We start from the raw sequence: 26,683 nt of genomic DNA, 5'->3' as shown, positions 1-26,683 counted from the left end.
TTTTTCGTCATTTTGACGATAGGAGAAATCTCATCAGGTTGGCAGTGTTGTTTGCTATTTTCTTGTAAAATGGATTTTGTCGCAATATGCGTGCGGACAGGTCGCGACCTGTCCCTACTGGTTCCTGATCAACAACGGCGTGACCTCATTAACTAACACATTTTTTATTAAACAGAAAATTCTGTAAATTCTGAAATTCTAATTCAGACTAATTCTTTCATTTCCAAATCTCCAAATCTCCAAATTTTCAAATCTCCAAATTTCCAAATCAACTTCACTGCCCGCGGATAATTTCAATGGGGTCGATTTTGCCGGCGCCGCGGCTGGGGAGGAAGCCGGCTATGGCGGTGGTGCTTAGGCCGAAAATGAGCCCGATCACGTAGAATTTCAGGTTGAAGTTTACCGGTAGGTGATCGATGCTGATGAAGTCGCCGCCGTTGAAGGGTGCCAGGGAAACCAGGTAGGAGAAAAACAGGCCGAGGATCAGGCCGAAAATGCTGCCGAAGAAACCGATCACCAGCGACTGGATCATGAAAATGTTGCGGACGTCAGCCGCGCCGAAACCGGTAGCTTTCAGAATGGCAATGTCTTTCATTTTGTTGTGAATGGTCATGTTCAGGATGTTGTAAATGCCGAAACCCGCTACTACCAGCAAGGTTATGGAAACGGAATACGTGAGAATGTTGCGGATAATGGAGCCGGTCAGGAAGGTGGCGTTGGCGGTTTCCCAGTCTTCGGCTTTGTACCCGAAAAGCCGCTGCAGCTCCACGGCTTTGGGCTTGGCCTGGTTTATATCGCGAAGCTTAATGTTGATGTCGGTTATGTAGCTCTGGTCTTTCTGCAGGATTTTCTGCACCGTGGCAATGTTGGCGTAGGCTTTGGTATTGTCTATTGTGCCGAGGCCGAACTGGAAGGTGCCGATAATTTTCAGCGTCATGGTGAAGCCTTCGGGCGTGGTAATGACTACCCGGTCGCCGGTGCGCATGTTCAGTTTACGGGCCAGGCCGCTGCCCATCAATATGCCGTCGGAAGAAGTGAGCAGGTCTTCGAGGCGGCCGGTAATGATTTTAGAGCGCAAATCGAAAAGCTTGTCTTCTTCCATAATGTCTACCCCGGCAATATTCCCGTTCAGCTGCACCGGACCGTAATTGTAAAATACCTGCGAGGTAAGCAGCGGGGCGGCGCCAAGTACCATGGGGTCTTTTCGCAACAGTTCAGCCATCTGGAAAGCATTCCGGAGTTTGGGCGTTTCATTTTTTGGTTTCGGATGGTGCACCACTTTCAGGCCGCTTTCTTTCGGAAAAGCTTCTTCCAGGATGCTGGGTCGCGGTTCGGTTACGTCATTGTAGATCCGGATATCGGGCGTAGAAGTCATGGTAAGCTCTTCGGTGAAATTGTTCAGGCCGGTCATTAAACTTACCATGGTAATGAACATCGCTATGCCGAACGTGACGCCGAGCATGGCCACAATGGTTTGCCGCGGCTTGGCGTAAAGGTGGGTTTTAGCGATCTGGAAGGCGAGGTTCATGTTCCGGTTCTATTTCGATCGTTTAGTCTTTGAGGCTTAAATCCTATTGTTTTTGTGTGTCATTCCGGTCTTGTCATTAAGCTGGATGTTTGAGTTTTTTGCCTGAAATGGTAGGTTTTTCATCGTTAGTATTTTACCGTTTCGCTGGCGACAACCACCCCCGCCCCTCCTTGAAAAAAGGAGGGGAGCTTTCGTAGCCGGATTTTATTTCAGAACTAGTCTTCATTACGTTCTTTTTATAGCTTCCCAAATTTTAGCTTCCCCAAAGGAAAAACAGTAGCTTCTAAAGCACAAAAACCCGAAAACAGCACCGCCATAAAAGCTCCCCTCCTTTTTTCAAGGAGGGGTTGGGGGTGGTTAGTTTTCCAGGGTCGGAACCTCTGCTTTCGGATCCAAAGATTTGATTGAAAAGCAAACTAAAAGAACAAATCCTGCCCATCCCGAAAATCCCGTAAATCCTGTCCAACCTTTTACGGCTTCACAATTTCTGTATCCTTATCCAGGCCGGCCAGCACTTCTACTTCCGATAAGGTTTCTACGCCTTTCCGGATCTTTACTTTTTGTTCGTCCCGGCCTTTTTTTATTTCCACCGAATCGCCGGGCAGCAGCACGGTGCGGGGAATTACGAGGGCCTGTTCTTTTTTGCGGATAATGATGTTGGCTTCCAGGGCGAGGCCGGAATAATAACCGGGAAGTTTATCTAGAAGCTGGGCATCTACGCGTAAACTCTGGTCGCGGGGATCGACAATGGGGTAGATTTTAGAGATCCGGGCCCGGAATATCTTATTCGGGAAGGCGTCTATTTTTACCAGGGTTTGCTGGCCGGTCTTTACCCGGTTTACGTCCAGTTCGTCTACGCTCAGTTTCAGGTAAAAGCTGCCCAATTGTCCCACGATGCCGAGCACTTCGCCCCGGTTTACCAACTCGCCTGGTTCTTTCAAAGTTTTCAGCAAAACGCCGTTTATGTCGCTTTTAATTTCCGAACGACTGGTTTCATCCCGGGCTACTTTCAGGTTGCTTTCGGCATTTTGCAGGTCGAGGAACAGCTGGTTTTTCAGGTTCGCAAGGCGGCTTTTCTGAGCCTGGTAATCGCTCCGGCTGTTCTCGTAAGTAAGCTTAAAGTTTTCGAATTCGGCTTTGGAAGTGGCCCGGTGCTGCAGCAGGTTCTGGTAGCGGATATAATTGGTAGAATCGAAGGCCAGTCTGGTGCGGGCTGCTTCCAGGCCGGCTTGCGCTTCCCGAAGGGCCGGTCCCTGGTTCCGGTAGTTTCTGGCGGCTACGGCATACGCTTCCTGAGCAAACTGCAAGCGGGCCGATTGCTGTGGGCTTTCGAGAACGAACAATACTTGGTCTTTTGCTACAGAAGCGCCTTCATCCACTTTCTTTTCGGCCAGAATGCCTTCGGTCTGGGCAAATACCTGGTACTCCTGCTCCGAAACTACGTGGCCCGAGGCATACACGGCTTCCGTAATGGGTTTCAGTTCGGGTTTAAGGGTGTTGCCGTTTTTGTTGCAGCCGGTAAAAAGCAACGCTGCCAGTACCGTAATGCCCCGAAAACGATACCTGAAACTGCCGGAAAAGTACTTATTTCGTGTCATAGGGCAGCGGGTTTTCGGGTTTGGCAAATTCGTTTTTAAGCTGGATCAAAGACCGGCTGATGTAGTAGTTTCCCACGGCGTAGATGTAGCGGTTCTGGGATCGGAGTTTTTCGGCAAAAACCTGCAGTAACTGGTCGGTGCTGTACACATCCTGCCGGTATTTGTAAAGCGCCAGCGCATAATTGTCCTGGTAAAGCGCGTAATGTTCACGGTAAGCCTGCAGGCTGTTTTGGGCGTTGCTGTAATCGAGCAAAAGTTCGGCGTATTCCTGTTTCGTTTTCAGGGCCTGCTGCACCAGGTTGTTCTCGGCTATTTGTTTATTCAGCTTCGCCTGCCTTATAGAAATGCTCCGGTTGAAGCCGGTAAAAAGAGGCCAGTCGAGCCGGAGCCCGATTAGCGCCGTTTTCAGCCAGGGCAAGTCCGAATTGAAAACGTTTACCTCGTTGCTCAGGCGCTGGCGGGAGTAATTGCCATAGCCCCAAACCTCGGGAGCCCAGCGCGCTTTCTGCTTCTGCCATTCCCGTTCTGCCACCCTTAGCCGCCATTGCATGGCCAGGTATTGGTTGCTTTCTTCGGGCGTAGTGGTAAGGCTTACAAAATTCTGCTGCATATCGGAGAGCATTTCTGTAAGTTCCAGGGGGGCATCGGCGGGCAATCCCAACAGGGTTTTCAATTGATACTGGTTGCGTTGGTAGGCGGTCTGGTTATCGTGCCAGGTTTGTTTGCTTTCCAGTTGCAGGGCTTTCAGGCGGTTATATTCCAGCGGTTCCAGAATGCCGTTCTCAAATTTCTGATTGGCTGTAAGCAGCAGCGTGTCGTTTACCTGCATGTTCTCAAGGGCGATGGCGGTAGCCTCGCGCGTGAGGAGAACCATGTAATACGCCTGGGCAATTTGTTCGGCAGCAGCCTGAAAATTGCTGTATTTGCGGTACCGGGCAACCTGGACCTCGGTTTCGGCCACTTTGCGGTTTTGCCAGTTCTGTAAACTGATCAAAGGCAGGTTCGCTTCGAAACCGTAAACAAGCCCGTATTGCGTACCGAACTGAATGGGCCGGAATTCGCCGGCAGGGCCGCCGAGGAACTCGGCCGGAATCAGTTGAATGGGAAGGCTCAGGTAATCGTCGAAGGTAGAAAACGCTTTGACCTGGGGCAGGAGGGGAGCCGTGGTCAGTTTTTTCTGTTGTTGCGCCAGCGTTTCGTTCAGGCGTTCGTTCTGCAAATCAGGGCGATGCTGAAAAGCGAACCGGATGCAACTTTCCAGCGAGGGAAACACGTGCTGGGCCATAACCTGCGCATTTACAAGCAAGAGCAACAACAAAGCAAGCCAATATCTTTTCATAAGCCGGAGGTTCTGGGCCGTGCGCCTTGCAAAGTACTATTTATTACCGTTTCTGAAAAAAGGTTTTAGTGAATGGCTGCAAGGTAGCAGGATGAAATAATTTATTTGCTTTTTTCCCATGTACGGACAGGGCTTGACCTGTCCCTCACGCATTCCCGATCCACGCTTTCCTGTCCCCATAGCCTTGCGACACTTTTTCTGCTAATTTCGATACCGGTTGAATTCCTGGAAATTAAAATTATCGGCTATCCCGGATCAGGAATGTTTGTGATCGGGAATGCGTAGGATCAGGAATGCGTGGGACAGGTCAAGCCCTGTCCGTACATGGGAAAATATGGGAGAAAGAATAAAGTGCGGCGCTTTTTAGAATTGAAGTCCAAAAATAGCCTTATGGATCTGGAGCCGCATTTTATTTTACAGGCTTAAATAGGGCAGTCTAGCGCATTTTGGGTACCAGGAAATAGAATCCGGCGGCGACAATCAGCGACATGGCTCCCAAGGTCCACCATAGGATTTCGAAGCCGAAATCAGCAATTAGATTCGTGCCCAGGAAGGGGCTGATGACGTGTGCGGCGGAATAGGAAAGGGTGTATAAACCCATGTAGGAACCGCGGTTAAAATTGTTGGAGCGCTGCACGGCTACCGTAGCCATAAAGGGCATGGCCAGGATTTCGGAAGCGCTCAGAATAGCCATTGCAATGTAAAGTACCGGGTGGCCATCGAAGAGGTTCAGAATTACAAAGGAAAAACCCATAACCAGCGTACCAAATGCCATTAAATGCGCCAGCTTGTATTTGTCGCCGATCAGGTACACTACCACCATTTCCAGGGAAAAAACCAGGAGGCCGTTCAGCGCCAGCAGCAAGCCGATACCCGATTCGGAAAGCTGATAAACCTGGCGGTAATAAATAGGCAAAGTGGTGAAGAACTGGAAAAAGATCGTGGCGAACATGCAGCTTAAGCCAGCAAAAAGCACAAACTTCAGGTCGAAGTAAGGCGATCTTACCTTGGCTGGGCGCACTTCCTCCGTGGCTGAATTTGCCGGAACGGTAGCACTTTGTTTCTTAAAACCCGTCCGGCTCCGAAAGTAAAAGTAGAAGAACAGACCCGCACTGAAACAAGTTATGGCATCGCCCACAAAAAGCCACCGGAACGAAATACTGGCCAGCAAACCGCCCAGCGCCGGACCAATAGAAAAACCTAAATTGCTGGCCATCCGGTTCAGGGAAAAAGCACGCGTAACGTTTTCGGGTTTGGCATAATAGGCTACCGATGAGGAGTTGGCCGGGCGTAAACATTCCGCTACCAGGCTTAATACGAAGATTCCGATGGCAATGCTTTCGAAGGTTTTTAGTTGCAGCATGACCAGGAACATACCGCTGCTTAATAGTAAGCTGCCCAGCTGCACCTTAAAATGCCCGATCTTATCCGTCAGCCAGCCGCCTAAAAATGCGCCGCAAGTTGCCCCCAGCCCGAAAATACTCATGATAATACCGGCATCCTTCAGCTTGAAGCCCATTGCCTCGGTCAGATACACGCTCAGGAACGGCACCACCATGGCACCCGCCCGGTTGATGAACATGATGAGCGCCAGCATCCAGGAAGCCTGGGAGAGGCCGCCGAATGCGTTGCGGTAAAGGTTGACAGCCTGGGACATTACGGGTGAAGATTTGAGAGGCGCAAAGGTAGGGAATTTACCAGAACCCCTCCCTAGCCCTCCCCTAAAAACAGGGGAGGGGATTTTGCTTCGTGCCTTGAATTTACTAATGCTTTAGATGGTGAATGTCTGTAGCCTGAAAGTCAACCACCCCCAACCCCTCCTTGAAAAGGAGGGGAGCTTGTTCGTCGCTGGGTTTATTTCTGTAGCGCCTTTTTGGGTCTTTCTATTTTATAGCGTATGAAAATTAAATGCTATGGTTAATGCTCTAAAACTAAAAGAAAGCAGTGGAGCCAAGCTCCCCGCCTGGACAGGAGGGGTTGGGGGTGGTTGACTCTAGAAAGCAGAAATTTATGCTCCCAGTATTCATTTTTTTTCATAACTAAGCACAAAAAAAACCGCTGAAGAAATCTCTCCAGCGGTTTCATACTATGCCAATCAACAATTAACAATCAGCAATTAAACAATTTAATTCGCTTTTGCTTTCGGTTTGTTACTCCACCAGCCTTGCTTTTTCTGTTTTGGTTTATTCGCATTGCTGGAGTTCCGGAATTGCGGTTTAGCCGGACGGCCCGGTAACGGAACCGAAGAAACCTGCAGTTGCGCGGCATTGTGCATTACGTACGGATGATCGGTTACTACCGGGATGGTACGCTTGATCAGTTTGTTGATGTCGTGCAGATAAGGGGCTTCTTCCGCTTCGCAAAACGACAGCGCTACGCCGGCATTTCCCGCGCGACCGGTACGGCCGATGCGGTGCACATACGTTTCCGATACGTTCGGCAGCTCGTAGTTAATTACGTGACCCAGTTCTTCCACATCAATGCCGCGGGCAGCAATATCGGTAGCTACTAAAATGCGGGTGGTTTGTTCTTTAAAGTTGCTTAAGGCACGCTGACGGGCATTCTGGCTTTTATTGCCGTGAATGGCTTCGGCGGTGATACCAGCTTTTACGAGGTCTTTTACTACCTTATCGGCACCGTGTTTGGTGCGGGTAAATACCAGCGCGGTTTTAATGGCTTTGTCCTGCAGCACGTGAATGAGCAGGTTTTTCTTGTCTTTTTTATCGACGAAGTAAACCGATTGGTTAATGGTTTCGGCGGTAGAAGAAATTGGAGTTACTTCCACTTTCTCCGGGTTCACCAGCATGGTATCGGCCAGCTTGATAATTTCCGGGGCCATGGTAGCCGAGAAGAACAAGCTCTGGCGTTTAGATGGCAACTTGGCAATTACCTTTTTCACGTCGTTCACAAAACCCATGTCCAGCATGCGGTCGGCTTCGTCTAAAACGAAGTGCGTGATGTGGTTCAGGTTGATAAAGCCCTGGTTCATCAGATCCAATAGACGGCCCGGCGTTGCTACCAGGATGTCGATGCCGTTGCGGAGCGCATCGGTTTGGGGTTTCTGACCCACGCCGCCAAAAATAACGAGGTGTTTCATGTTCAGGTTTTTGCCGTAGGCCTTAAAGCTTTCCTCGATCTGGATGGCCAGTTCGCGGGTCGGGGTTAAAATAAGCGCTTTGATGCGGTTCTGGCCGCGGGCCGGGGTTGGCAACGCGCTCAGGTGTTGCAGAATAGGAATGGCGAAAGCCGCCGTTTTTCCGGTACCCGTCTGGGCGCAACCCAGCAGGTCTTTTCCTTCCAGCAAAAGCGGAATGGCTTGCTGCTGAATAGGCGTAGGGTTAGTGTATCCTTCGGCTTGTAACGCTGTCAGGATAGGGGCAATCAGGTTTAAATTCTCAAATGTCATTAAAGATTTTTGGTTGTAATAGCAGCCTGAAGCAGGATAAGGGCTGAGACCGCGATCGGATGTTGTGAAGGAGGTTCACTTTACTTAAAGGCATCCTTCGGGTTTGTCTGAGGTATAACCCCAGTCCCGCCATAACAATTCAATTATCGGGTGAAATTGCTGGAGAAGTGGCGGGATGTTCTTTTGATTTGGTAAAGGTAGGGGATTTTGGGGTGGGATGCTAATTGACCTTTTCCAATCCTTACCTTAACTAGCATCAGCAAACTCTACTTTTAATTGTTGCTCGGAATGCTGTCTAAATAATTCCATTCCTGGAATATCATCATATCTCTCATTTAGCTTATCTCTAAGACCAAACAATCTTTTTTCAGCAGTGTCTACAAGTTGTGAGAATGTACATATTGTGACCTTTCCCATTTCAACGTTGCTTTCATTTTTTACGGTTGATATTGGTTGAACTTTCTCAGAGAAAGAATCACCAACCACAAATGCTTCTATATAAGGTGTATAAATTAATCTGCCGCAATTCATGAAATCCTCAACGTAGCCTACAGCTTGGTTCCTTTCTTCTCTAGATAATTTAAACCCGCCTTTTTTCAATTCAATAATCAATACTTTATTGATTGTCGAAAGATTATTCTCAAAAGCTTCTGTACCTGTAACAGATAAAGTTGATTGACCTAAAACGACAATATCTGGGCGCTTTTTAAAGTTATTAAAAACGTCTTTATTTATTTTTGTCTTAAAAGTTGCTTCTATAGCAGAATGAAGTTGACGATTCGATGAATATTCAACTGAATCGAATTCAGGTCCAAATATCCATCTTGCTGCAGTTACTAATGGATGTAATGTGTGTAATTCATCTACATCTTTGTCATTTGATAATTTGCGGATTGCTTCAATTACTGATAGTCTATTGTCAATTTCATCAAGCACACTCAAGGCATCTCTTACTGACCACTTTTCAAGTAGTTCGTTCAAACCAGAAACATCATTATCCGAAAGCTTTGAAAGCTTGAATAATAATTCTTTTCCTGTTCTGGTTTTTTCAAGATTTATTATTGCTTCAACCGCTAAAGAAATAGATTCTGGACTAGCCATTGGGTGTTGAATTGCAATAGATTCTATTGCTTCATTTACTTCATATTTAGCTAACGGTGATAGTGTATTGAATTCACCTGCGAATTCATTTTTAATTTTTCGGGTGGTTTCTGCAATGGAATCTATTGCAATTGTAGAAACCATTTCGCTAACATATTTGCTTACCTCTTTATAAATCTCATTAATTGATCCTCCCTTTATAAAGCCAGTCCAATCTTCATTAATGAATTCTGCTAAGTCATCAGATTCTACAACAACAGTATATCTTTTAGCAAATTTTGTTCTGCCATCTAGAACAATTTCATTGCCTAGTACCCAAGAGGGTTCTCCAACCAGTCGACGGCTTTGCCAAAAAGCTATTCCTTGATAAAGCGTAGATTTAGCAGATTTCTGAGTGTCTATAAAATGGGCTTGTAATTTAACTGGTCCAATTACTAACTCTTTTGAATTTATTAATCCTGAATGATCTTCAAGAGGAACAGTCCTTCTGTTTATTGATAAAATAAACTTTGGATCATGCAAAAATTTAGCAGAAATGATATTTAATATCCTTTCTGGATTTGGAAGGTTTTTAGCAACAACTACTTCTAAGCGGGTGCCTGATTTGTTTGATTTTTGAAATGTTTCGCTCTTAATTACAAATGGTTGAGTTTCGCTTAAGGTAGTTATAGTAAATGTGGATTTCTCTCCAAATGAGTTTGTAACAACTTTATATTCATTATTAAAACATAATAATCCATGCCGGCCAACTCCATTCCTGCCATAAGCTATACGTTTACCTTCAACATTTGGAGGAAACTTAACTTCTTTACCTTGGTGTTTTAGTCTGTTATATCCTAGGCGCATCCAACGGTAATGAAATTGATCTTTTGTCAAGCCTATTCCATTGTCCTCAATAATAAGTTTTTGCCCAAATTCTTCAGGAATAAAAATGTCTACAGTAGTTGCTCCAGCATCCCATGCATTTGCAACTAATTCAGTAAGTGCTATCTCCGCTGAATGGGCCAGGTTTCCAAGTGTCCTAACTAAATAGTCTTCTTCAAATAATGAACCCTGTATGAAATCTGAATTATTTAAAGAGGCCATAATTAATTCGCTTTTAAACTTTTAGTTATATGGCCGAAAAGATAATAATAAAAATGGAGTTCTTTGTTACTTCGTATTATAAAAATTCATCGTCCGCTCAATCCCGATCGTCCCAAACGAAACCGCCATTTCCGCCGCTTTTTCAATCAAGCCCGGCAGGTCAATTTGTTCATCAGCACTAAAAGGGCTGAGCACGTAATCTACCTGGCGGCCTTTCGGGAAGTTGGCTTCCACGCCAAAGCGCAGGCGCGGGTATTCGTTATTGCCGAGGGTTTCTTCAATATGTTTCAGGCCGTTGTGGCCGCCCGCCGAGCCTTTGCTGCGCATCCGCAGTTTGCCGAACGGAATGGCCAGGTCGTCGGTGATCACGAGCATCTGGCTGGCCGGAATTTTAAGCGTGCTGAGCCAGTGCTGTACCGCTTTGCCGCTCAGGTTCATGTACGTAGTAGGCTTTACGAGCGTAAAAGTGCGGCCCTTGGTTTTTATTTCGGTTACAAAGGAATGGCGGCCGGTTTCAAAGGTGGCATCGTGTTTTTTTGCCAGGTAATCGAGCACCATAAAACCAATGTTGTGGCGGGTGTTTGCGTATTCGGGGCCAATGTTGCCGAGGCCTACGATCAGGTATTTCATAGCGGTGGGTTCCGTTTCAGAAGTTGCTTCTTTGGTTTTAAATAAATTGAAAAGACTTTTGAGCACTTCCGTTCGGGTTGGTTTAGTAAACTACAAAATTAAGGTTTGTTTCCGAAATCGTAACCTAAAGCCTAAGGCAATGAATATTCCCCAGGCTCTTCATTGCCGTCTGCTTTAGCTGACGGTCTTCGGAGCAGAAATGGTAGCGTTTTGAGGTAGGAAAGTGTTTGAAGATAAAAATTAACCTCCCCCTTGACCCCTCCAAAGGAGGACTTATCAGATAACGTGCGGACAGGTCGCGACCTGTCCCTACATAATCACGAAAATCATAAAAATCACACAAATCATAGTTCAGACAAAAAGAAAGCTCCTGCCTTCGGAAGAAAGCAGGAGCTTTAAGTTTCCCGAACCTTCCCCTGTTTTTAGGGGAGGGCAGGGTGGGGTTATTTTCCTTCGTTGGCAGCTTGTTTCAGCGCACGTGGGATGGTTACAGTTGCAACCGGAGAAGAAGGGTTAGTTAAGATCGTGTAGTTTTTAGGCTCGATCTTGCTAACTTTTACTGAACGACCCAGTTCCAGGTCAGAAATGTTTACTTCTACGAAGTCTGGCAGGTTAGCCGGAAGGGCTTTCACTTTCAGTTTACGCAGTTTGGTAACCAGTTTACCACCGGCCAGAACGCCCGGAGATACACCAACAAAACGAACCGGAATGTCCATTTTCACTTCTTTGTTCTCGTTCAGTTCCAGGAAATCTACGTGCAGCAGCATTTCGTTTACCGGGTGGAACTGAGAAGCCTGAACTACAGCTTTATATTCATCACCTTCAATGTTCAGGGTTACCTGAGCCACTTCCGGCGAGTATAATAAGTCGCGGAACATGATCATTGGAGCATGGAAATGCACCTGTTCTTTACCACCGTAAAGTACGCAAGGTACCATGGCTTCAGCACGCAGGTCTTTCGACTCCTTTTTACCGAGATTTGCTCTTTTAAACCCTATAATCTCTAAATTTTTCATAAAATTGTTTTTAAAAATGTAAGTTATATCGCTAATATGTATAGCCTTGTTTTGAATGATTAATGGTTAATGAATAATGATTAATAAATCTGGAAATTGAGAATAATTAATCATTAAACATTATTCATTAATCATTAAATAAAGAGTGAACTGATTGAATCGTGGGTTACCACGTTGCTGATGGCGCGGGCAAACAGATCCGAGAAAGTTAATACTTTAATTTTAGAAGATTCCTGGCGTAGGGGAATGGTGTCGGAAACAACCAGTTCTTCCAGCACGGAATTTTCGATGCGCTCGTAAGCTGGGCCGGAAAGCACCGCGTGGGTAGCAATCGCGCGTACGCTTCTGGCGCCTTTTTCTTTCAGTAACTCAGCCGCTTTGGTAATGGTACCGGCAGTATCTACCATGTCATCTACCAATACCACGTCCATGCCTTCCACATCGCCGATTACCTGCATCGAGGCAACTTCATTGGCACGTTTCCGCTGCTTGTCGCACACAACCATTTCCGCCCCGAAAACTTTCGCGAAGGAACGGGTACGTACCACGCCTCCCACGTCCGGAGAAGCGAAGATCAGGTTCTCGCCCAGGTTCAGGCTACGCAGGTAAGGCACAAAAATAGCCGAACCGTCTAAGTGGTCTACCGGAATGTCGAAGAATCCCTGGATCTGGCCGGCGTGTAAGTCGCAGGTCATTAAGCGGTCAGCACCAACAGACTGAATAGCGTTGGCAATAACTTTAGAACCAATAGAAACCCGGGGTTTGTCTTTGCGGTCCTGGCGGGCGTACCCGTAATACGGCATTACCACCACTACTTTATGGGCAGAAGCGCGTTTGGCAGCATCCACCATCAGCATTAATTCTAGCAGGTTATCGGCCGGCGGGAAAGTAGACTGAATAATGAAAACTTCTGCACCCCGAACGGATTCGTTGAAGTGCGGCGCCATTTCGCCGTCGCTGAATTTCTGAAGTTCGGCATCGCCGAGGGTAGTGCCGTAAGCGGCAGCCACTTTTTCAGCAAAGTATTTGGAGGCAGTACCGGTAAAAATTTTAACCTGATTCATAACGGAAGCGGTAGCGTTAGGGGCTGGTTTGTAATCTCTTGGGTAAATGAAGCCGCAAAATTAGGGAATATCCCCCGGAATTAAAACCAATTGCTAATATTTATTCGAAGTTTATGTCGGTGAACTTCAGAAACTTAACTATGGCCTGAGAAGATATAGTTTTTCTAATGCTTTGGCTATCGTTCCGATCTTATAGGCTATTTAGGACTGGGAAATTGCGTTTTCGGAAAGGGGTGGAAATAAAAAAAAAAAGCCCCGCATTGCTGAGGGGCTTTTTTGTTGTCCGACCAGGTTTCGAACCTGGACTCTTCTGAACCAAAATCAGACGTGTTGCCAGTTACACCATCGGACAATCTTCGTTTCAGCGACCGTTGCCGTGATTCGATGTGCAAATGTAGTAAGGATTTTTAAACCTGCAAAAATATTTTCAAAAAAAGTTAAGAAAAGTTGCCTTTAAAGAGTTTTGGGGCTGATTTTGAGGAAATTAAAATTTATTTTTTTTGAAGTGAGTTTAGAAATGAAAGTGAATTTATTTTAAGTCTGCTTATTCCTGAGGACAAGTTCCGCCAAACTCGCGGAATGAATAAAAAAAGTAGCGCAGTAGCGTAGGGTTTATCCTGCGCTACTGCGCTAAAAATTATGAATTGTATATCTGGCTCATTTCTGGCCCTCTGGCTCTTTCGGATTTGTAATCCGGAAGTGGTGAGCCCCGGATTTGCAATCCGGCTTCTTTCACTTAAAAGAATACCCTTTTATAGCAGTTGAGGGTGAAATGCGGATCACAGATCCGCAGCTCCTTACTTTCGGATTACAAATTCGCAAGAGCAAAAAGGGCACATTAGGGCACATGAGTTGACTGTAAAAAAATAGCGCAGAGCTATAAACCCTGTGCTACTTAAAAAAACTCCCTCCCCTGTTTTTAGGGGAGGGTTGGGGAGGGGTTAATTCGCCATGATCTTCCCTAAGGTCGTATCATAAACGTGCTTCATGGCGCTGGTTTCGTGCCAGGTTTCGCCGTCAATTTCGCAAACGCCGGAAGTTACTTCGCCTAATTGCGTAAAGGCCGTGATGTTTTTCTTCAGCATTTCTTCAAAAGCAGCTTTACCTTCCGGTTTTACCGAAACCACTACGCGGCTCTGGCTTTCGCCGAACAGGTAGGCATCTTTGCGGAAATTGCTATCAGTTTTAATCGAGAAACCTAAGTGCTTCGGCATGGCTGCTTCCAGCAACGTAATGTACAGACCACCGTCGGAAACGTCGTGGGCGGAAGCAATAGCTTTGGATTTGATCAGTTCCTTTATCGTGTTCTGTACTTTGTATTCTTCTTCCAGGTCCATGTGCGGAGCCGGCGAAAGCGCTACGTTGTGGTAAGAATACAGGTATTCCGAGCTGTTGATGTCATTTTTCGCTTCGCCTACTAAGTAGATCAGGTCGCCGGACTTTTGGAAGGCCAGCGTCATCGCGTTCGATTTATCTTCCAGCAAACCCAGCATACCAATGGTTGGGGTCGGGAATACCGGACCCTCGTCGGAAGACTGGTTGTAGAAGCTCACGTTACCGCCGGTTACCGGGGTTTCGAATTTCTCGCAGGCCTTCTTCATGCCTTTAATGGCGCCCACAAAGTGCCAGTACACTTCCGGAACGTACGGGTTGCCAAAGTTCAGGCAGTTGGTAATAGCCACCGGTTCGCCGCCGGAACACACAATATTACGGGCAGCTTCGGCTACCGCAATAGCGCAACCTTCTTCCGGATCGGCGTTCACGTAGCGGCTGTTGCAGTCTACTTTAATGGCAATGGCTTTGTTGGTGCCTTTAATTTTTACGATCGCCGCATCGGCCGGCATGTTGGTGGTCATGGTAGCGGTACCGATCATCGAATCGTACTGCTCCGAAACCCAGCGACGGGAACAGATGTTCGGGTGCGACACCAGATGTTCCGCTATCTTTTTGAATTCATCCAGACTTTTTGGCTCCGAAATGCTATCGATTTTGAATTTCTTCGTTTCCTGGAAATAAGCCGGTTCGCGGTATTCTCTGTGGTAAACCGGCGCGCCGCCACCTAATACCAGATCTTCGGCAGGTACATCGGCTACCAGTTCGCCATTCTGGTAATATTTCAGGCGTTTGGTATCAGTTACTACGCCAATTTGTTCGCAGTATAGGTCCCATTTGCCGCAGATCTTTTTAATGGTTTCCTCTTCGCCTTTTTTTACCACGATCAGCATGCGTTCCTGGCTTTCAGAAAGTAGAATCTCGAACGGCTTCATGTTAGGCTGACGGGTAGGAACTTTATCTAACCAGATCTCCATACCGTGCTCGCCTTTGGCGCTCATTTCGGAAGTAGAGCAGGTAATACCGGCCGCGCCCATATCCTGCATGCCAATTACAATTCCGGATTCAATTACATCCAGCGTAGCTTCTAAAAGCAGTTTTTCCTGGAACGGGTCGCCTACCTGAACGGAAGGAAGGTCGTTTACAGAATCTTCGGTAATGTCTTTGGAAGCGAAAGCCGCGCCGTGAATACCGTCTTTACCGGTGGCAGAACCAACGATGAAAACCGGGTTGCCTACGCCGTAAGAAGTAGCGGAAACCGTGTTACCTACTTCCACGATACCAGCCGAAAACGCGTTTACCAGCGGGTTGATGTTGTAGGAAGGATCAAAAAACAGCTCACCGCCTACGGTTGGGATACCAAAAGCATTGCCGTAATCGCCGATGCCTTTTACCACGCCTTTCAGCAAGCCGCGGGTTTTTTCTTTGGTAATATCGCCGAAACGCAGGGAATTTAATTGTGCAATTGGCCGCGCACCCATGGTGAAAATATCGCGGTTAATGCCGCCTACGCCGGTGGCTGCACCCTGGTATGGCTCGATAGCCGAAGGATGGTTGTGGCTTTCAATTTTAAAGGAACAAGCCAGACCGTCGCCAATGTCCACTAAACCCGCGTTTTCTTCGCCGGCTTTGGCTAACATTCTTGGGGAATCTTTGGGCAGTTTTTTCAGCCAGACGATACTGTTTTTATAAGAGCAGTGCTCGCTCCACATTACCGAAAAAATGCTCAGCTCGGTAAAATTCGGCGTGCGGCCCAGAATGGATTTGATCTTTTCGAATTCTTCTTCTAACAGGCCAAGTTGCTTGGCGGTCTCTACGGTCGTGAGGGTTTGTTCCACAGGTAGTTGGTGAAATGATGATGCCGCAAAAGTACGACATTCTGAAGATTTGTGCCTAACCTTTAACGGCTTTTACTTAAATGCTTGCCAGAACTATACAATGCGTAAGAAAAATGCTATGGTTTGGGGCTGAAAAACAGCAAAGGAAATAGCCAACAGAAAAAGAACTGCCAAAAATCCACGCGAAACAAACAAAAAGCCCCGCCAGGTGGCAGGGCTTTTCAGCTTTTATGGTGAAAGCAGCTTATTCCAGAATAATTTTTTTCACTGCAATAGCGCCTTCGGAGGAAACTTTGAGCAGGTATACGCCTTTGGCAGCCTGGCTTAAGTTAAGCTGGGTAGCATTGGTCTTAGCGGCCTGTTTCAGAATTACTCTTCCGGTAAGGTCGGTTACTTCTGCCTCGAAGGCTTTGCCCTGCGCCAGCGATACGTTAAAGATTCCGGCCGAAGGGTTCGGGAACACGCTCAACTGGCTTTGCAATAAATTTTCTTTTACGCCAACCGGCCCGGTCGGAGTAACGCGCATAAGCTGAATATTATCGATCAGGTTTGCCGTGCCCGAGCCATTGGCGTACGGTTCCGCCACGCTCGATTCTAACCTGATCCGGATAGAGGATTGGTTTTTATAGGGCGTCAGGTCAACTCTTATTCTTTGCCAGACAATCGGGGTGCCCGTAAACGGCGGACGATGGGTAGGGCCAACCTGCTGGGTATCGATCATCACCCGGAAATTCGTGTTCGGATTCGCGATCTTAAAAAGCTGTTTCAGGTCGAAGCTTAACCAAAGCGAATCGTTTGGGTTGCCTCCGGAAGGATCTACGCAAATGCTGATGGCAGCCAGATGGTCCGGGTTGCTGGTCCAGGGATCGATCTGGCCGGTAGGCAGTACCCAGTTCGGATTAATGCCGCCTTCCATGATCAGCCCCTTGGTAGAGTTGCCGCCATTACTGGCTCCCACGTTTTCCGAAACCGCCGATCTGGAATTAACCGTGGTGGTAAAACGGTTCAGGCCGGTAGCCGGGGTTTCAAAGTCGAAGGTCATGGGCAAGCCGGAGATCAGCGAATTGGTTACCTTTAAGCTGAGCGTATCGTTGGAAGGGTCGCTGTCGTTGGGTAATGTGGTTTTTGCCTGAATGTTGTAAGAACCCGAAACGCTTAAGTTGGCTTTGGTTGCAAACGTAAGGGTGGCCGTGCTATTAGGCGCAACCGGACCGGGAATTATTTCCGGGGTGCCGGCCGCATTTACGCCATTCACCGAGTAAAGTACCGGAATATTGCTTTGCGGGCTCGATCCAAAGTTTTTAACGGTAACCGTAATGTTTTCCTGGCCGGAGAGGCCGCAACCGGTAGTGCTTGGGCCGGTGAGGGCAGTAACGCCTACATTAATCGCTGAGACCGTAAATTCGAAAGCGCCGGGGTCGGGCATGGTAGCGCTCCGGGGCGCGCCGTTAATATCGGTGGTTACAGCTGCAAGCGGTTGCCCAGCCGCATTTACCGAAACTGAAGTAGGCGTTAAATTACCGGTAGCCGGATTGGCATAAACCGGGTCGGAAGAAATGGAATTCTGGTCATAAGCATTGCCGTTTACGGCCTTCCAGTTGGCAAGGGTTGCCTGGCTTGCCGTGCCGAAAGAGCCGATAGCGTGATTTGCAGCTGCCGGATCCACGTAAAGAACGTTGTTGTTGCTGGTAATAGTAGAAGTTGTGGTGTTGAAGAATAAGGCATGTTTGCTTCCGGTTGCTCCCGAATTTATGGTAACGATGTTGTTGATGAACCGAATATTGGTAGCTGCAGTGGTCTGGTTAAATCCGCGCACTACGCCGGTATTATTGGCAGAACTTAAATCGATGGTATTGTGGTAGTAGTAATGGCCATCGCTACCGGCGTTATGAATGCCGTGCATGATGCCGGTACTGCCAAAATTGTACATCACATTATTCTTGACAATGTTTTCGGCGCCGGTTGGGGCATCGGAGCTGGAAGAATAAATGCCATAAGCTGAACCCGTTAAAGAACTGGCCGCCCCGTGCGTGGTATGGATCCGGTTCTTGCTGATAACCACGTTCTGGTTTACACCGGCGAGGTAAATACCATAAAAAGTAGATACCGTAGTCCGGGTTGGCCGGCTGATGTTGTTGTTTTCCACCAGGGTGCCATCCGTGTTGTTCAGGTAGATGTTATAGATGTAACTGTCGTTTATAATATTGCCGGTAATTTCATTGTTCAGGGCATTTATACCACCGGTATTTCCGTTTAGCCGGATCGGATAGTAACCACCGTTTATGGTGTTGTTAAGGAATTTGGAATTGTTCGTATGGTTTCCGGCTTCAGAGGTCGTGTTGCCGGTAACAATGCCGTTTACGTCGCTCGAAGTGGAAGATAAAGGCAGGTTAATGGTGCAGTTGGAGATGGTATTGAAGTTTGCCTCGTTTACCAGTTGCACGCCCCACCCGATCAAGGCAGCCGGATCCAGCGCCAGGGTAAAGTTGTTGATGCGGACATAATCCGTGCCTTTTAGGGTTACAATGCCCATGCTGCCGGTTGGGGCGGCTGAAAGGGTATTGCCATTGCCTTCAAAAGTAATGGTATTGGTGGCGCTGGTGCCGGAAATAGCCGGTAAGATCAGCTGTTCGTTATACGGGCCAGACCCTGGCGCTACGTTAAAAACCACCGGACCGCTTACGCCGCAGGATACTGCACTGGCAGCAGCCGAAACAGAGATGAAATTAGTAGCCGAGGCCGGCAGGTTTTTATTTATGGTATAAGTCCCGGAGAAACCGCCCGGTATTACCATTACCTGCACACTGCCCGATGGAACAGAAACCCCGCTGCAGGTTACCATGGCCCGGTAAAATGTGCTGGCAGTCTGGCTGGTGGTTAACAGGTTGTTGGTAGCGCCGGCAATATCGGTCCAGCCGGAGGTGCCATTGGCCGAAGATTGCCACTGGTAAGTTAAGCCCGTAGCCAAAGCCGCACCTGAAAGGGTAAGGGTAAAGCTGTTGCCGGCGCACACCCCGCTCAGGTTACTCACGGCATTTCCGGCCGTAGGTGGAGTGGTACAAGGCATTGCCGGTGCTACATCTATTCCAAAATCTGACCACACCGTGGAGGCGCTGCCGGTATTAGCACTCAGGGAAGTAGAAGTAAGGCGCTTGTGATTGGGTGCAGGGGTGGTGGAAGAGGTTCTCAATCCAAAACCGCCCGTAATTTTATTAGACATTTCCACTTCCACGATCAGGGTTTGCGCAGCATCGTAAAGAAACGGCGTTGGCAGGTCGATCGGCACCCAGCCATCTACGGCCGGTGCGGTAAGGGTGTACGAGGCATTGGTAAGCACCGGGGTAAGGTTCGTGAAAAAATCGAGTCCGCCTGCTCCCGGAAAGGTAGTGCCTGTGGTTTGCCCCAGGCGTAGCACAAAGTCGGAGTAAACGCCGGTAGCCGCCACCACCGACCGGAAATAAATGCGGGTAATTAAACCGGAAGAAGCACCAGGAAGATCTCCGGGCAGGTAAATATGCTGGGTTCGTTTAACGGTAGTGGTATTAAAAGGAAACGTATTGTTGCCGGTACCGCCGGTCTGGAAGTACATCGGGTTGGGCTGTGCCTGTGCTTGCACCTGATGCGTTGAAAGCAGGAATGCTAACATAAAACAGAATGAAAGTAACCGGTTGCTCAGGTTTTTTCTTTCTGTGAGAGAAGAACCGGAAGTTTTGCATAACTTCAATAGCAGGCCGTGCTGCCGGATTAAGTAAAGTTTTTTCATAAGCTGGGTGATGAGTTAGGTGTAAAGGATTGATTTGCAGCTTTAATGTAAGATTATTTTTCTGGTTTTAATAAATTGTTATAAACTTTTTTTGAAGGTTCATAAATTGGATTTTTTCATTTGTTTCAATTCATACCCAAGGAGTAATGGCCGCATCTGGTAGGGTTTACCCTTGTAATGGGTAGGCACCATTTTAAAAGCCCTTTAATAAAAAAATCCCGCTCCGGATAGAGGCGGGATTTTTTTATTAAAGGGATAGCGTTTTTTACTCCACCACAATCTTTCTTACCGAGAAAGTACCTTCAGCCATTACCTTTAGCAGGTAAATGCCTTTGGCTGCTTTGCTTAGATCTAACCGGCCGTTATTGGCTTTTGTACTTTGCTTCATTACCACCTTGCCGCTCAGGTCAGTTACTTCAAGTTCCAGTGCTTTGCCCTGCGCCAGCGATACGTTAAAAATTCCGGCCGAAGGATTCGGGAATACGCTCAATTTGGCTTGCAGAACGTCGTCTTTAAGTCCGGTTGTTCCACTCGGGTTTGCCCGGATTACTTCCAGATTATCGATCAGGTTGGCAGTGCCGGCGCCGTTGGCATATTCTTCTTTTACGCTGCTTTCCAGGCTGATTTCAATGCCCGGTAAATTTTTATACGAAGTAAGGTCCACCGAGATTCTGCGCCACACAATCGGGGTAGCCGGGTTGTTCGGATCGAAAGGCGGATTATACGTTGGCCCCACCTGTGTACCGTTTACCATCACCCGGAAATTGGTATTCACATTGGCGCCTTTGTAGAGTTGTTTCAGGTCGAAAACCAGAAATAGAGGGTCATTGGGATTTCCGCCGGCTGGCGAAAAGCAGATGGTCGCCGAAGAAAAATGATCCGGATTACTTGCCCAGGCGTTGATGCCGGTTGTAGGAAGCGTCCAGCCGGTATGGTTAACCCCATCCATGATCAGGCCTTTGGTAGAGCCGCTGCCGTTGCTGGCCCCGGCGCCTTCGGTAACGGCCGATCTTGCATTGGTAACTATCCGCATGGCTCCGATGCCGGTAGCCGGCGTTTCAAAATTCAGCTGAGGCAGGCCCGCCGACAAAGAGTTCGTTACCGTTACAGTGGTGGCATTGTTCGCTGCATTGGCATCACCGGGAAGGGCTGTGGAAGCCTGAATGGTGTAAGGGCCGGCAGCTGCCAGGTTTGCTTTGGCAGTAAAAGTATAGGTGGCCGAGGCGCCGGAGTTGAGGGAACCTGTGAAAGTTTCAGGTGCCGGGATCGGAGTGCCGTTCACCGAATAAGTAACTGGAATAGATGTCAGGGTGTTAGAACCTAAATTCCGGATGGTAACCGTTACCGATTCCTGGTTGCTGAGGCCGCAGGCGGATACCGGCGCCGTAATGGCTATAATGCCTGCATCGTTGGCTGCTGTCGGAGCAAAGGTTAGCTGCATATTCGGGCGGTTGGTAGCAAGGCGTACCGTTGGGATCGGATTACTATTTACCTGGGTAGCTGTTCCGCCTTTGGTTACAGCGGTATAGCCCCAGTTTATGGATCCGGTAGGGGTGCCGGGGCGGTAAAAATCTACAAATACTTCCAGATTATCGGTGCCGTTCCAAAGGAAAGGAGTAGTGAAAATGAAATCCTTCCAGCCGGTTCCGGTCGGAAAACTGGTCGTGCTGCTGTTATAAACTTGTGTAGTGCCAGTTGCTTCAGTGGCCCAGTCTACCGGGTCAACCGGGTGGATAGCATAAGTAACGTGTTTCATGTAAATTGCCAGCTGAATATCGGAGGCCGTATATTCCCCGGTCCCGGATTTGTTCCAGGCCAGTTTAGTTATCAGGCCCGGTAGGCCGCCGGCTGCCGCAATTTCAGCGGCCGTGTAAATAGCAATGGTGCGGGAGTATTTATTACTGGTAGTACTGGTGCTGAACAGCGCATTTGTGCTTGCCGCGCTTGTGCCGGTGCCAAGGGTAATGGTGCTTTGCGCCCATACCGACATACCTGCAAAGAGGAAGAGAACGGTTAACAGTAGTGATTTTTTCATGAGAGTTGGTTAGGTTGATGAATCAGTAAGTTTTGTAGCCTGCTTTAAGGGAACCTGCGCAATTGGCTGAAGCTGAGTTTGCCAGTTTGCCTTTGGCTGATGGCAAGACGTAATATGGTTGCTAAATCGTTGCTTTACAGATGAATATTTTTTTTTTGATTTTCTTTCTTGGGCAGAATAATTTCCTTAACCCAGAAGCAGGCATAAAGTAAATATTTGCTTTTGCGAACTTTTAAAAGGGAAATTTTATCTGAAAATCGGTACCGCCGGAAACAAAAAAAGTCCTGCCAGGCGGCAGGACTCTTGATCAAATATAAACTCAGGTCTTTGCTATTCCACGATCAGCTTTCTTACCGTGCTGCTGCCTTCGCTGCTTATTTTAAGCAGGTAAATGCCTTTGGCAACGCCGGCCAGGTTAAGCGGGGTAGTAGTGTTGTTGTTGTTCTGGTTTACGCTTACCTGCTTTACCCTGCGGCCTGCCAAGTCGGTAACTTCCATGGCAAACGGTTTTCCGGTAGGCAGGCTAACGTAAAAGAGGCCGGCCGAAGGGTTCGGGAAAACGTGCAGGTTGCCGGCCAGCAGGTCGGTTTTCATGCCGCTTGGGTTTTGAGTAAACACGCGAATGTTGTCAATCAGGTTGGCTGTTCCGGAACCGCTGTCATATTCCTCGCTTACACTCGATTCCAGGCTTACCCGAATAATACCGGCTGCTTTGTAGGATGAAAGGTCTACGTTTACCTGCTGCCAGCTTATCGGGGTGCCGGAAAATGGCGGCCGATACGTAGGTCCTACCTGGGTTCCATTTACGGTTACCCGGAAGTTGGTATTGTTGTTGGCCAGTTTAAAGAGTTGTTTCAGATCGAAGCTTAACCATAAAGGCGCGTTTGGCTGCAAACCTGCCGGATCGATGCAGAAATTGACAGCCGAAAAATAGGCCGGATTTATTTGCCACGGACTCGTAGTACTGGTCGGCACGGTCCAGATGCTATCCTGCCGGCCATCCATGATCAGGCCGGTGGTGCCGGTCCCGTTGCTGGCTCCCGCGCCGGTAGTAATAGTGGAGTGGCTGCCGGTGCTGGTTCGCAGGTTATTGATCCCGGTTGTGGCGGTTTCAAAATCGAAGGTTAACGGAAAAGTGTTGTATAAAGCATTCAGCACATTGTAGGTAATTCTGTTGTTGGCGGTCAACGGATCGTTGGCGGCCGTGGCGGTAACCACCAGCTGGTGCTGACCGGTATTGCTCAGGTTCGCGCCGGTGGTAAAGGTGTAAGTAGCTTTTGAGCCTCCGGCTATCGGGCCGGCAAGCGTTTCGGTTACTGGGTTGGCGCCGTTAACGGTGTGGCGCATGTTAATATTCGAAATGGGGGTGCTGCCCAGGTTTTCCAGTTCTACCGCTACCGTTTCGTTGTTGCCGAACCCGCAGCCTGCCGCCACCGGGGCAATGGAAACTACCGCCAGGTTATGGGTATTGTCCGTTACGGTTACGTCATCGAAAGCAAAGCCGTCTTCCTGCCCGAACATATCGGTAGCAAAAGCAATGCGCAACTGTACCGAAGGTTTTCCGGCCATGCCCGTAAGTTTGTGTTTTACGGTAACCCAGCCTTTGCTGCCTTTGTCGGCCAGGGTGCCGGTCCAGCCGCGGGCTTTAAAGAACTGCTGTCCGCCCGGCTGGGCATAGATCGTCGAGTCGTTGTACCAGTTCAGCAAGTCGCCAAATTCGCCCACATTCTGCCAGGTCTGGCCGCCGTCTATGGAGGTCTGTAAAATAGCGCCATCCCGTCCTGTTTCGGCGTTCCACCAGGCTTTCATTTCAATGTCCGGATCTCCGGTCAGCGCCGAGAAGTTAAAGCAAGGGCCAAGTACATAGGAATTCTCAAAATTGTTGTACTGTCCGGTAAGGCCCGTAACCCAGGCATTGCTTCCCGAAGCTGCCGAATTGATTACGTTCTTTGCCGGCGTACCTAAAGCCCAGCTGCTATTAAAGCCGCGCGCTACCCAACCGCCGTTACCGTTTTCAAAATCCTGGGAGTAAGGCAGCGAAGTAATGGTAGGCAAGGTGCTTACGGTGCCGGTCAGGGAATTATTCGTAGCATCGCCGTCGCCGGTAATGGAAGCAGTTGTCGTTACGGCATATGTATTCGGTAGGCTTAAGTTCGCTTTGGCGGTGAAACAGTATTGCGCCGTAGCGCCCGGAGCAATGGAGCCGCTAAACGTTTCGGTTACGGTGCTGCCGCCGTTTACCTGGTAGCTTACCGGGAAGTTGCTTTGCGCCGAAGTACCGTTGTTCAGAATGGTTACGCAAATGTTTTCCGCAACCGATAAGCCACAGCCGGTATTGGGTAAAGTCAGGGCAAACATTTCCAGATCAACCGGCGGAATATTAAAGAATTTCAGGTCGTCCAGGGCAATGTCGCCTTCCAGGCCGGAACCATGAAATGCCTTGAATTTTAGTTTAATGTTGCCGGTATAGCCTGCCAGTTTCACTACTTTTTTCTTCCAGGGGTCACTTTCTGCGGCCTGCTGCATACCGTTTAAAGCAAAAAGGGTAGTCCATGTCAGACCGTTATCGGTAGAAACCTGCACCTGTAGTTTGCCCATTGCCGTGCCGGCCATGTGGTACCAGAAACTAAAACCCGGCGTAGTTAAAGCAGAAATATTAATGCAGGGCGAGATTAGTTCGGTCGAATCGCCGGGGCTGCCGTTCATGGTCATGGCCACCACGTATTTGCCCGAAGCAGTGCCCAGCGTATGGTCCACTTCCGGACCGGTACCTGACATCGGCGTAGGACCTTCCTGCACCTGCCAGCTATATGGATAGAACATGCCGGGCCCGGTCGTGTAGGTCCAGCCTGCCGGGAACGTACCAGGCGCACCCGAAACGGCATTCTCCAGGTCTTCCAGGTGCGGGAAAGCAGCTATCGGATTGAAAATAGAAATGCTATCGCTAAGGCTGTTATTCTGCAGAAAGGTATCGGCCGCAAGCGCGGTAGATGCGGTAATTTTAAAGTTGCCGCCTGCGCTCAGATCGGCTTTGGTAGGGAAGGTAAAGGTAGTGGAAGCGCCGGAAGCAAGCGAGCCGGTAAAGGTGCCGCTAACCGGCGTATTGGTTCCGATCTGGTAAGTAACCGGAATGGAAGTTAAGGTAGCCGCGCCATGGTTTTTGATCGTTACGGTAACGTTTTCCTGGGTGCCGGCTCCGCAATTCCCGGAAACCGGGGCGTTCAATGCCGTAATGCCCACATCGTTGGCCGGCATTTCATAAATGGCAACATCATCGAAGGCAAAGCCATCGTCGGCCAGGAAAGTGTTGGAAGCAAACGCGATCCGGAGTTTTACGTTTGGCTGCCCGCCCAGGCCGGTGAGTACGTGCCGCACGGCCAGCCAGCCGTTGCTGCCGGTAGAAGGCAGGTTGTTGTTCGTGCCCGACCAACCCACAGCCGGCGAACTTTGCGCGCCCGGTGCGCTGCTGATGTCGTTTTTATTGTACCAGTTATACGGATCGCCGAAAGCACCCACGTTCTGCCAGGTCTGGCCGCCGTCGATGGAGGATTGCAGCACGGCTCCGTCTGTAGCATCTTCACTGTTCCACCAGACTTTCATTTCCAGCAGGGGCGTGGTAAGGGAGCTGAAATTCAGGCAAGGGCTCAATACATACGAATCTTCGTTGTTATTGTGGAAACCTGAAATGCCCGTAGCCCAGGCCTTCGTGCCGGATGCGGCGGCGTTAATCGTCATTTTTGCCGGGGTGCCCCAGGCCCAGGAAGCGTTCGTGCCGTGCGGCATCCAGCCGCCGCTCCAGGTTTCAAAATTCTGGAAATACGGAAACGTGGCTATGGTTGGGATGGAAGTTACCGAAGCAGTAGTTGTATCATTTGCCGGAATGCCGTCGGAAGGTAAAAGGGTGCGGGCTTTAAGGGTATAAGTGCCGGCCGTAGCCAGGTTTAGTTTCGTGTTGAAGGTGTAGGTAAGGGTGTCGTCCGGGGCCAGCGAAGTGGTAATGGTTTCCTGCACCGGTGGATTATTGTTTACCTGGTAACTTACCGGAATGGAAGTTTGTGTGAGCCTTCCGTAGTTTTTTACTTTAATGGTAACGCTTTCCTGCAAAGTTAAGCCACAGGCGGAAGTTGGCGATACCACGCTTATTACCCCGGCATCCGTGTTCGGAGTATCATAAATATGAATGTCGTCGAAAGCAAAACCATCGTCTTCGTAAGAACTGTTGGAAGCAAAAGCGATGCGCAGCCGCACCGAAGCCTGTCCGGCCAAACCGGTAAGTTTATGCCTGGCCGTTACCCAGCCGCCGCTTCCCGCTCCGGGAATGGAGCCTGCCCGCCCCGACCAGCCATGAACGCCGGTGGTCTGGCCGCCGGGCGCTGCCGAAATATCGTCCACGTTATACCAGTTATAGGGGTCGCCAAATTCACCCACTCTTTGCCAGGTAAGGCCGCCATCGATGGAAGACTGAACCACCGCGCCGTCCATTTTGTGCTCGCTGTTCCACCAGATCTTCAGTTCAATTGCCGGCGAAAGCAGGGCGCTGAAATTAAAGCACGGGCTCACGACCTGGGAATTTTCGTCGGGGTTGTGCTCTACCTGCAAATTTGTTACCCAGGCATTTTGCCCGGAGGCTGCGCCGTTGATCTCCAGTTTTCCGGGCGTTCCGAGCGCCCAGGAGGAGTTGGTGCCACCCGCAATCCAGTTACCGGCGCCGTTCTCGAAATCCTGCATATAAGGAAACGTGGCAATGGTGGCCGAACAGGGTAGCGGCTGGGTCTGGGCTTGGGCCAGGGTAGCGCTAAGCAGCAGGCCAAGTAAGCAAGAATAGTGTTTTTTCATAGGCTGGGTTCGTGTTTTTTAACGGGTTTTTATTGATGGAATTAGTTCTTCTGGTTGTGACGTAAAATGGTTTATAGCTACTTTTTACTTCGGAAACGATAGCATTTTCAG

13 protein-coding genes and 1 tRNA gene are annotated in these 26,683 nt (G+C 48.8%); all 14 read right to left on the bottom strand.

What is annotated here, in order from left to right; translation table 11 throughout:
- Nucleotides 1-274: 274 nt before the first annotated feature.
- Entirely contained in the window at nucleotides 275-1,528 is a 1,254-nt protein-coding gene (locus F0P94_RS10270) for an ABC transporter permease (RefSeq protein WP_150903794.1), read from the bottom strand.
- A gap of 470 nt (nucleotides 1,529-1,998) precedes the next feature.
- Nucleotides 1,999-3,126 carry an efflux RND transporter periplasmic adaptor subunit gene (locus F0P94_RS10265; protein WP_150903793.1) on the bottom strand — a complete coding sequence of 376 codons (1,128 nt, stop codon included), beginning with the start codon at nucleotides 3,124-3,126 and terminating at the stop codon, nucleotides 1,999-2,001.
- Nucleotides 3,113-4,465 (bottom strand): TolC family protein, encoded by a 1,353-nt coding sequence (locus F0P94_RS10260; protein WP_150903792.1) that lies wholly within the window; start codon nucleotides 4,463-4,465, stop codon nucleotides 3,113-3,115. The genes F0P94_RS10265 and F0P94_RS10260 overlap by 14 nt, the downstream gene beginning before the upstream one ends.
- Before the next feature lie 436 nt (nucleotides 4,466-4,901).
- A complete protein-coding gene (locus tag F0P94_RS10255) occupies nucleotides 4,902-6,122 on the bottom strand; it encodes an MFS transporter (protein WP_150903791.1) in 1,221 nt (406 codons plus the stop codon).
- Nucleotides 6,123-6,590: 468 nt separating this feature from the next.
- On the bottom strand, nucleotides 6,591-7,871 hold the full coding sequence (locus F0P94_RS10250; protein ID WP_150903790.1) for a DEAD/DEAH box helicase: 1,281 nt from the start codon (nucleotides 7,869-7,871) through the stop codon (nucleotides 6,591-6,593).
- 246 nt (nucleotides 7,872-8,117) lie between these two features.
- Nucleotides 8,118-10,058 (bottom strand): ATP-binding protein, encoded by a 1,941-nt coding sequence (locus tag F0P94_RS10245; protein ID WP_150903789.1) that lies wholly within the window; start codon nucleotides 10,056-10,058, stop codon nucleotides 8,118-8,120.
- A 66-nt stretch (nucleotides 10,059-10,124) separates the two neighbouring features.
- Entirely contained in the window at nucleotides 10,125-10,688 is a 564-nt protein-coding gene (gene pth / locus F0P94_RS10240) for an aminoacyl-tRNA hydrolase (RefSeq protein ID WP_150904002.1), read from the bottom strand.
- A gap of 443 nt (nucleotides 10,689-11,131) precedes the next feature.
- Nucleotides 11,132-11,704: a 50S ribosomal protein L25/general stress protein Ctc gene (locus tag F0P94_RS10235; RefSeq protein ID WP_150903788.1), complete on the bottom strand. Its 573-nt coding sequence runs from the start codon at nucleotides 11,702-11,704 to the stop codon at nucleotides 11,132-11,134.
- A gap of 134 nt (nucleotides 11,705-11,838) precedes the next feature.
- On the bottom strand, nucleotides 11,839-12,768 hold the full coding sequence (locus F0P94_RS10230; protein ID WP_150903787.1) for a ribose-phosphate pyrophosphokinase: 930 nt from the start codon (nucleotides 12,766-12,768) through the stop codon (nucleotides 11,839-11,841).
- 279 nt (nucleotides 12,769-13,047) lie between these two features.
- Nucleotides 13,048-13,120 (bottom strand) — tRNA-Gln (locus tag F0P94_RS10225).
- A 589-nt stretch (nucleotides 13,121-13,709) separates the two neighbouring features.
- Entirely contained in the window at nucleotides 13,710-15,938 is a 2,229-nt protein-coding gene (gene purL / locus F0P94_RS10220) for a phosphoribosylformylglycinamidine synthase subunit PurL (RefSeq protein WP_150903786.1), read from the bottom strand.
- 244 nt (nucleotides 15,939-16,182) lie between these two features.
- The gene (locus tag F0P94_RS10215; RefSeq protein ID WP_191907006.1) at nucleotides 16,183-19,584 is read right to left on the bottom strand and encodes a T9SS type A sorting domain-containing protein; all 3,402 of its coding nucleotides are present in this window, start codon (nucleotides 19,582-19,584) and stop codon (nucleotides 16,183-16,185) included.
- 382 nt (nucleotides 19,585-19,966) lie between these two features.
- Nucleotides 19,967-21,736 carry a T9SS type A sorting domain-containing protein gene (locus tag F0P94_RS10210; RefSeq protein ID WP_150903784.1) on the bottom strand — a complete coding sequence of 590 codons (1,770 nt, stop codon included), beginning with the start codon at nucleotides 21,734-21,736 and terminating at the stop codon, nucleotides 19,967-19,969.
- Nucleotides 21,737-22,066: 330 nt separating this feature from the next.
- The gene (locus tag F0P94_RS10205) at nucleotides 22,067-26,572 is read right to left on the bottom strand and encodes a T9SS type A sorting domain-containing protein (RefSeq protein ID WP_150903783.1); all 4,506 of its coding nucleotides are present in this window, start codon (nucleotides 26,570-26,572) and stop codon (nucleotides 22,067-22,069) included.
- Between the last annotated feature and the right edge of the window lie 111 nt (nucleotides 26,573-26,683).

The sequence above is a fragment of the Adhaeribacter soli genome, assembly GCF_008727925.1.
In the GTDB taxonomy this organism is placed as follows: domain Bacteria; phylum Bacteroidota; class Bacteroidia; order Cytophagales; family Hymenobacteraceae; genus Adhaeribacter_A; species Adhaeribacter_A soli.
This window is presented reverse-complemented; position numbering and strand designations above follow the sequence as displayed.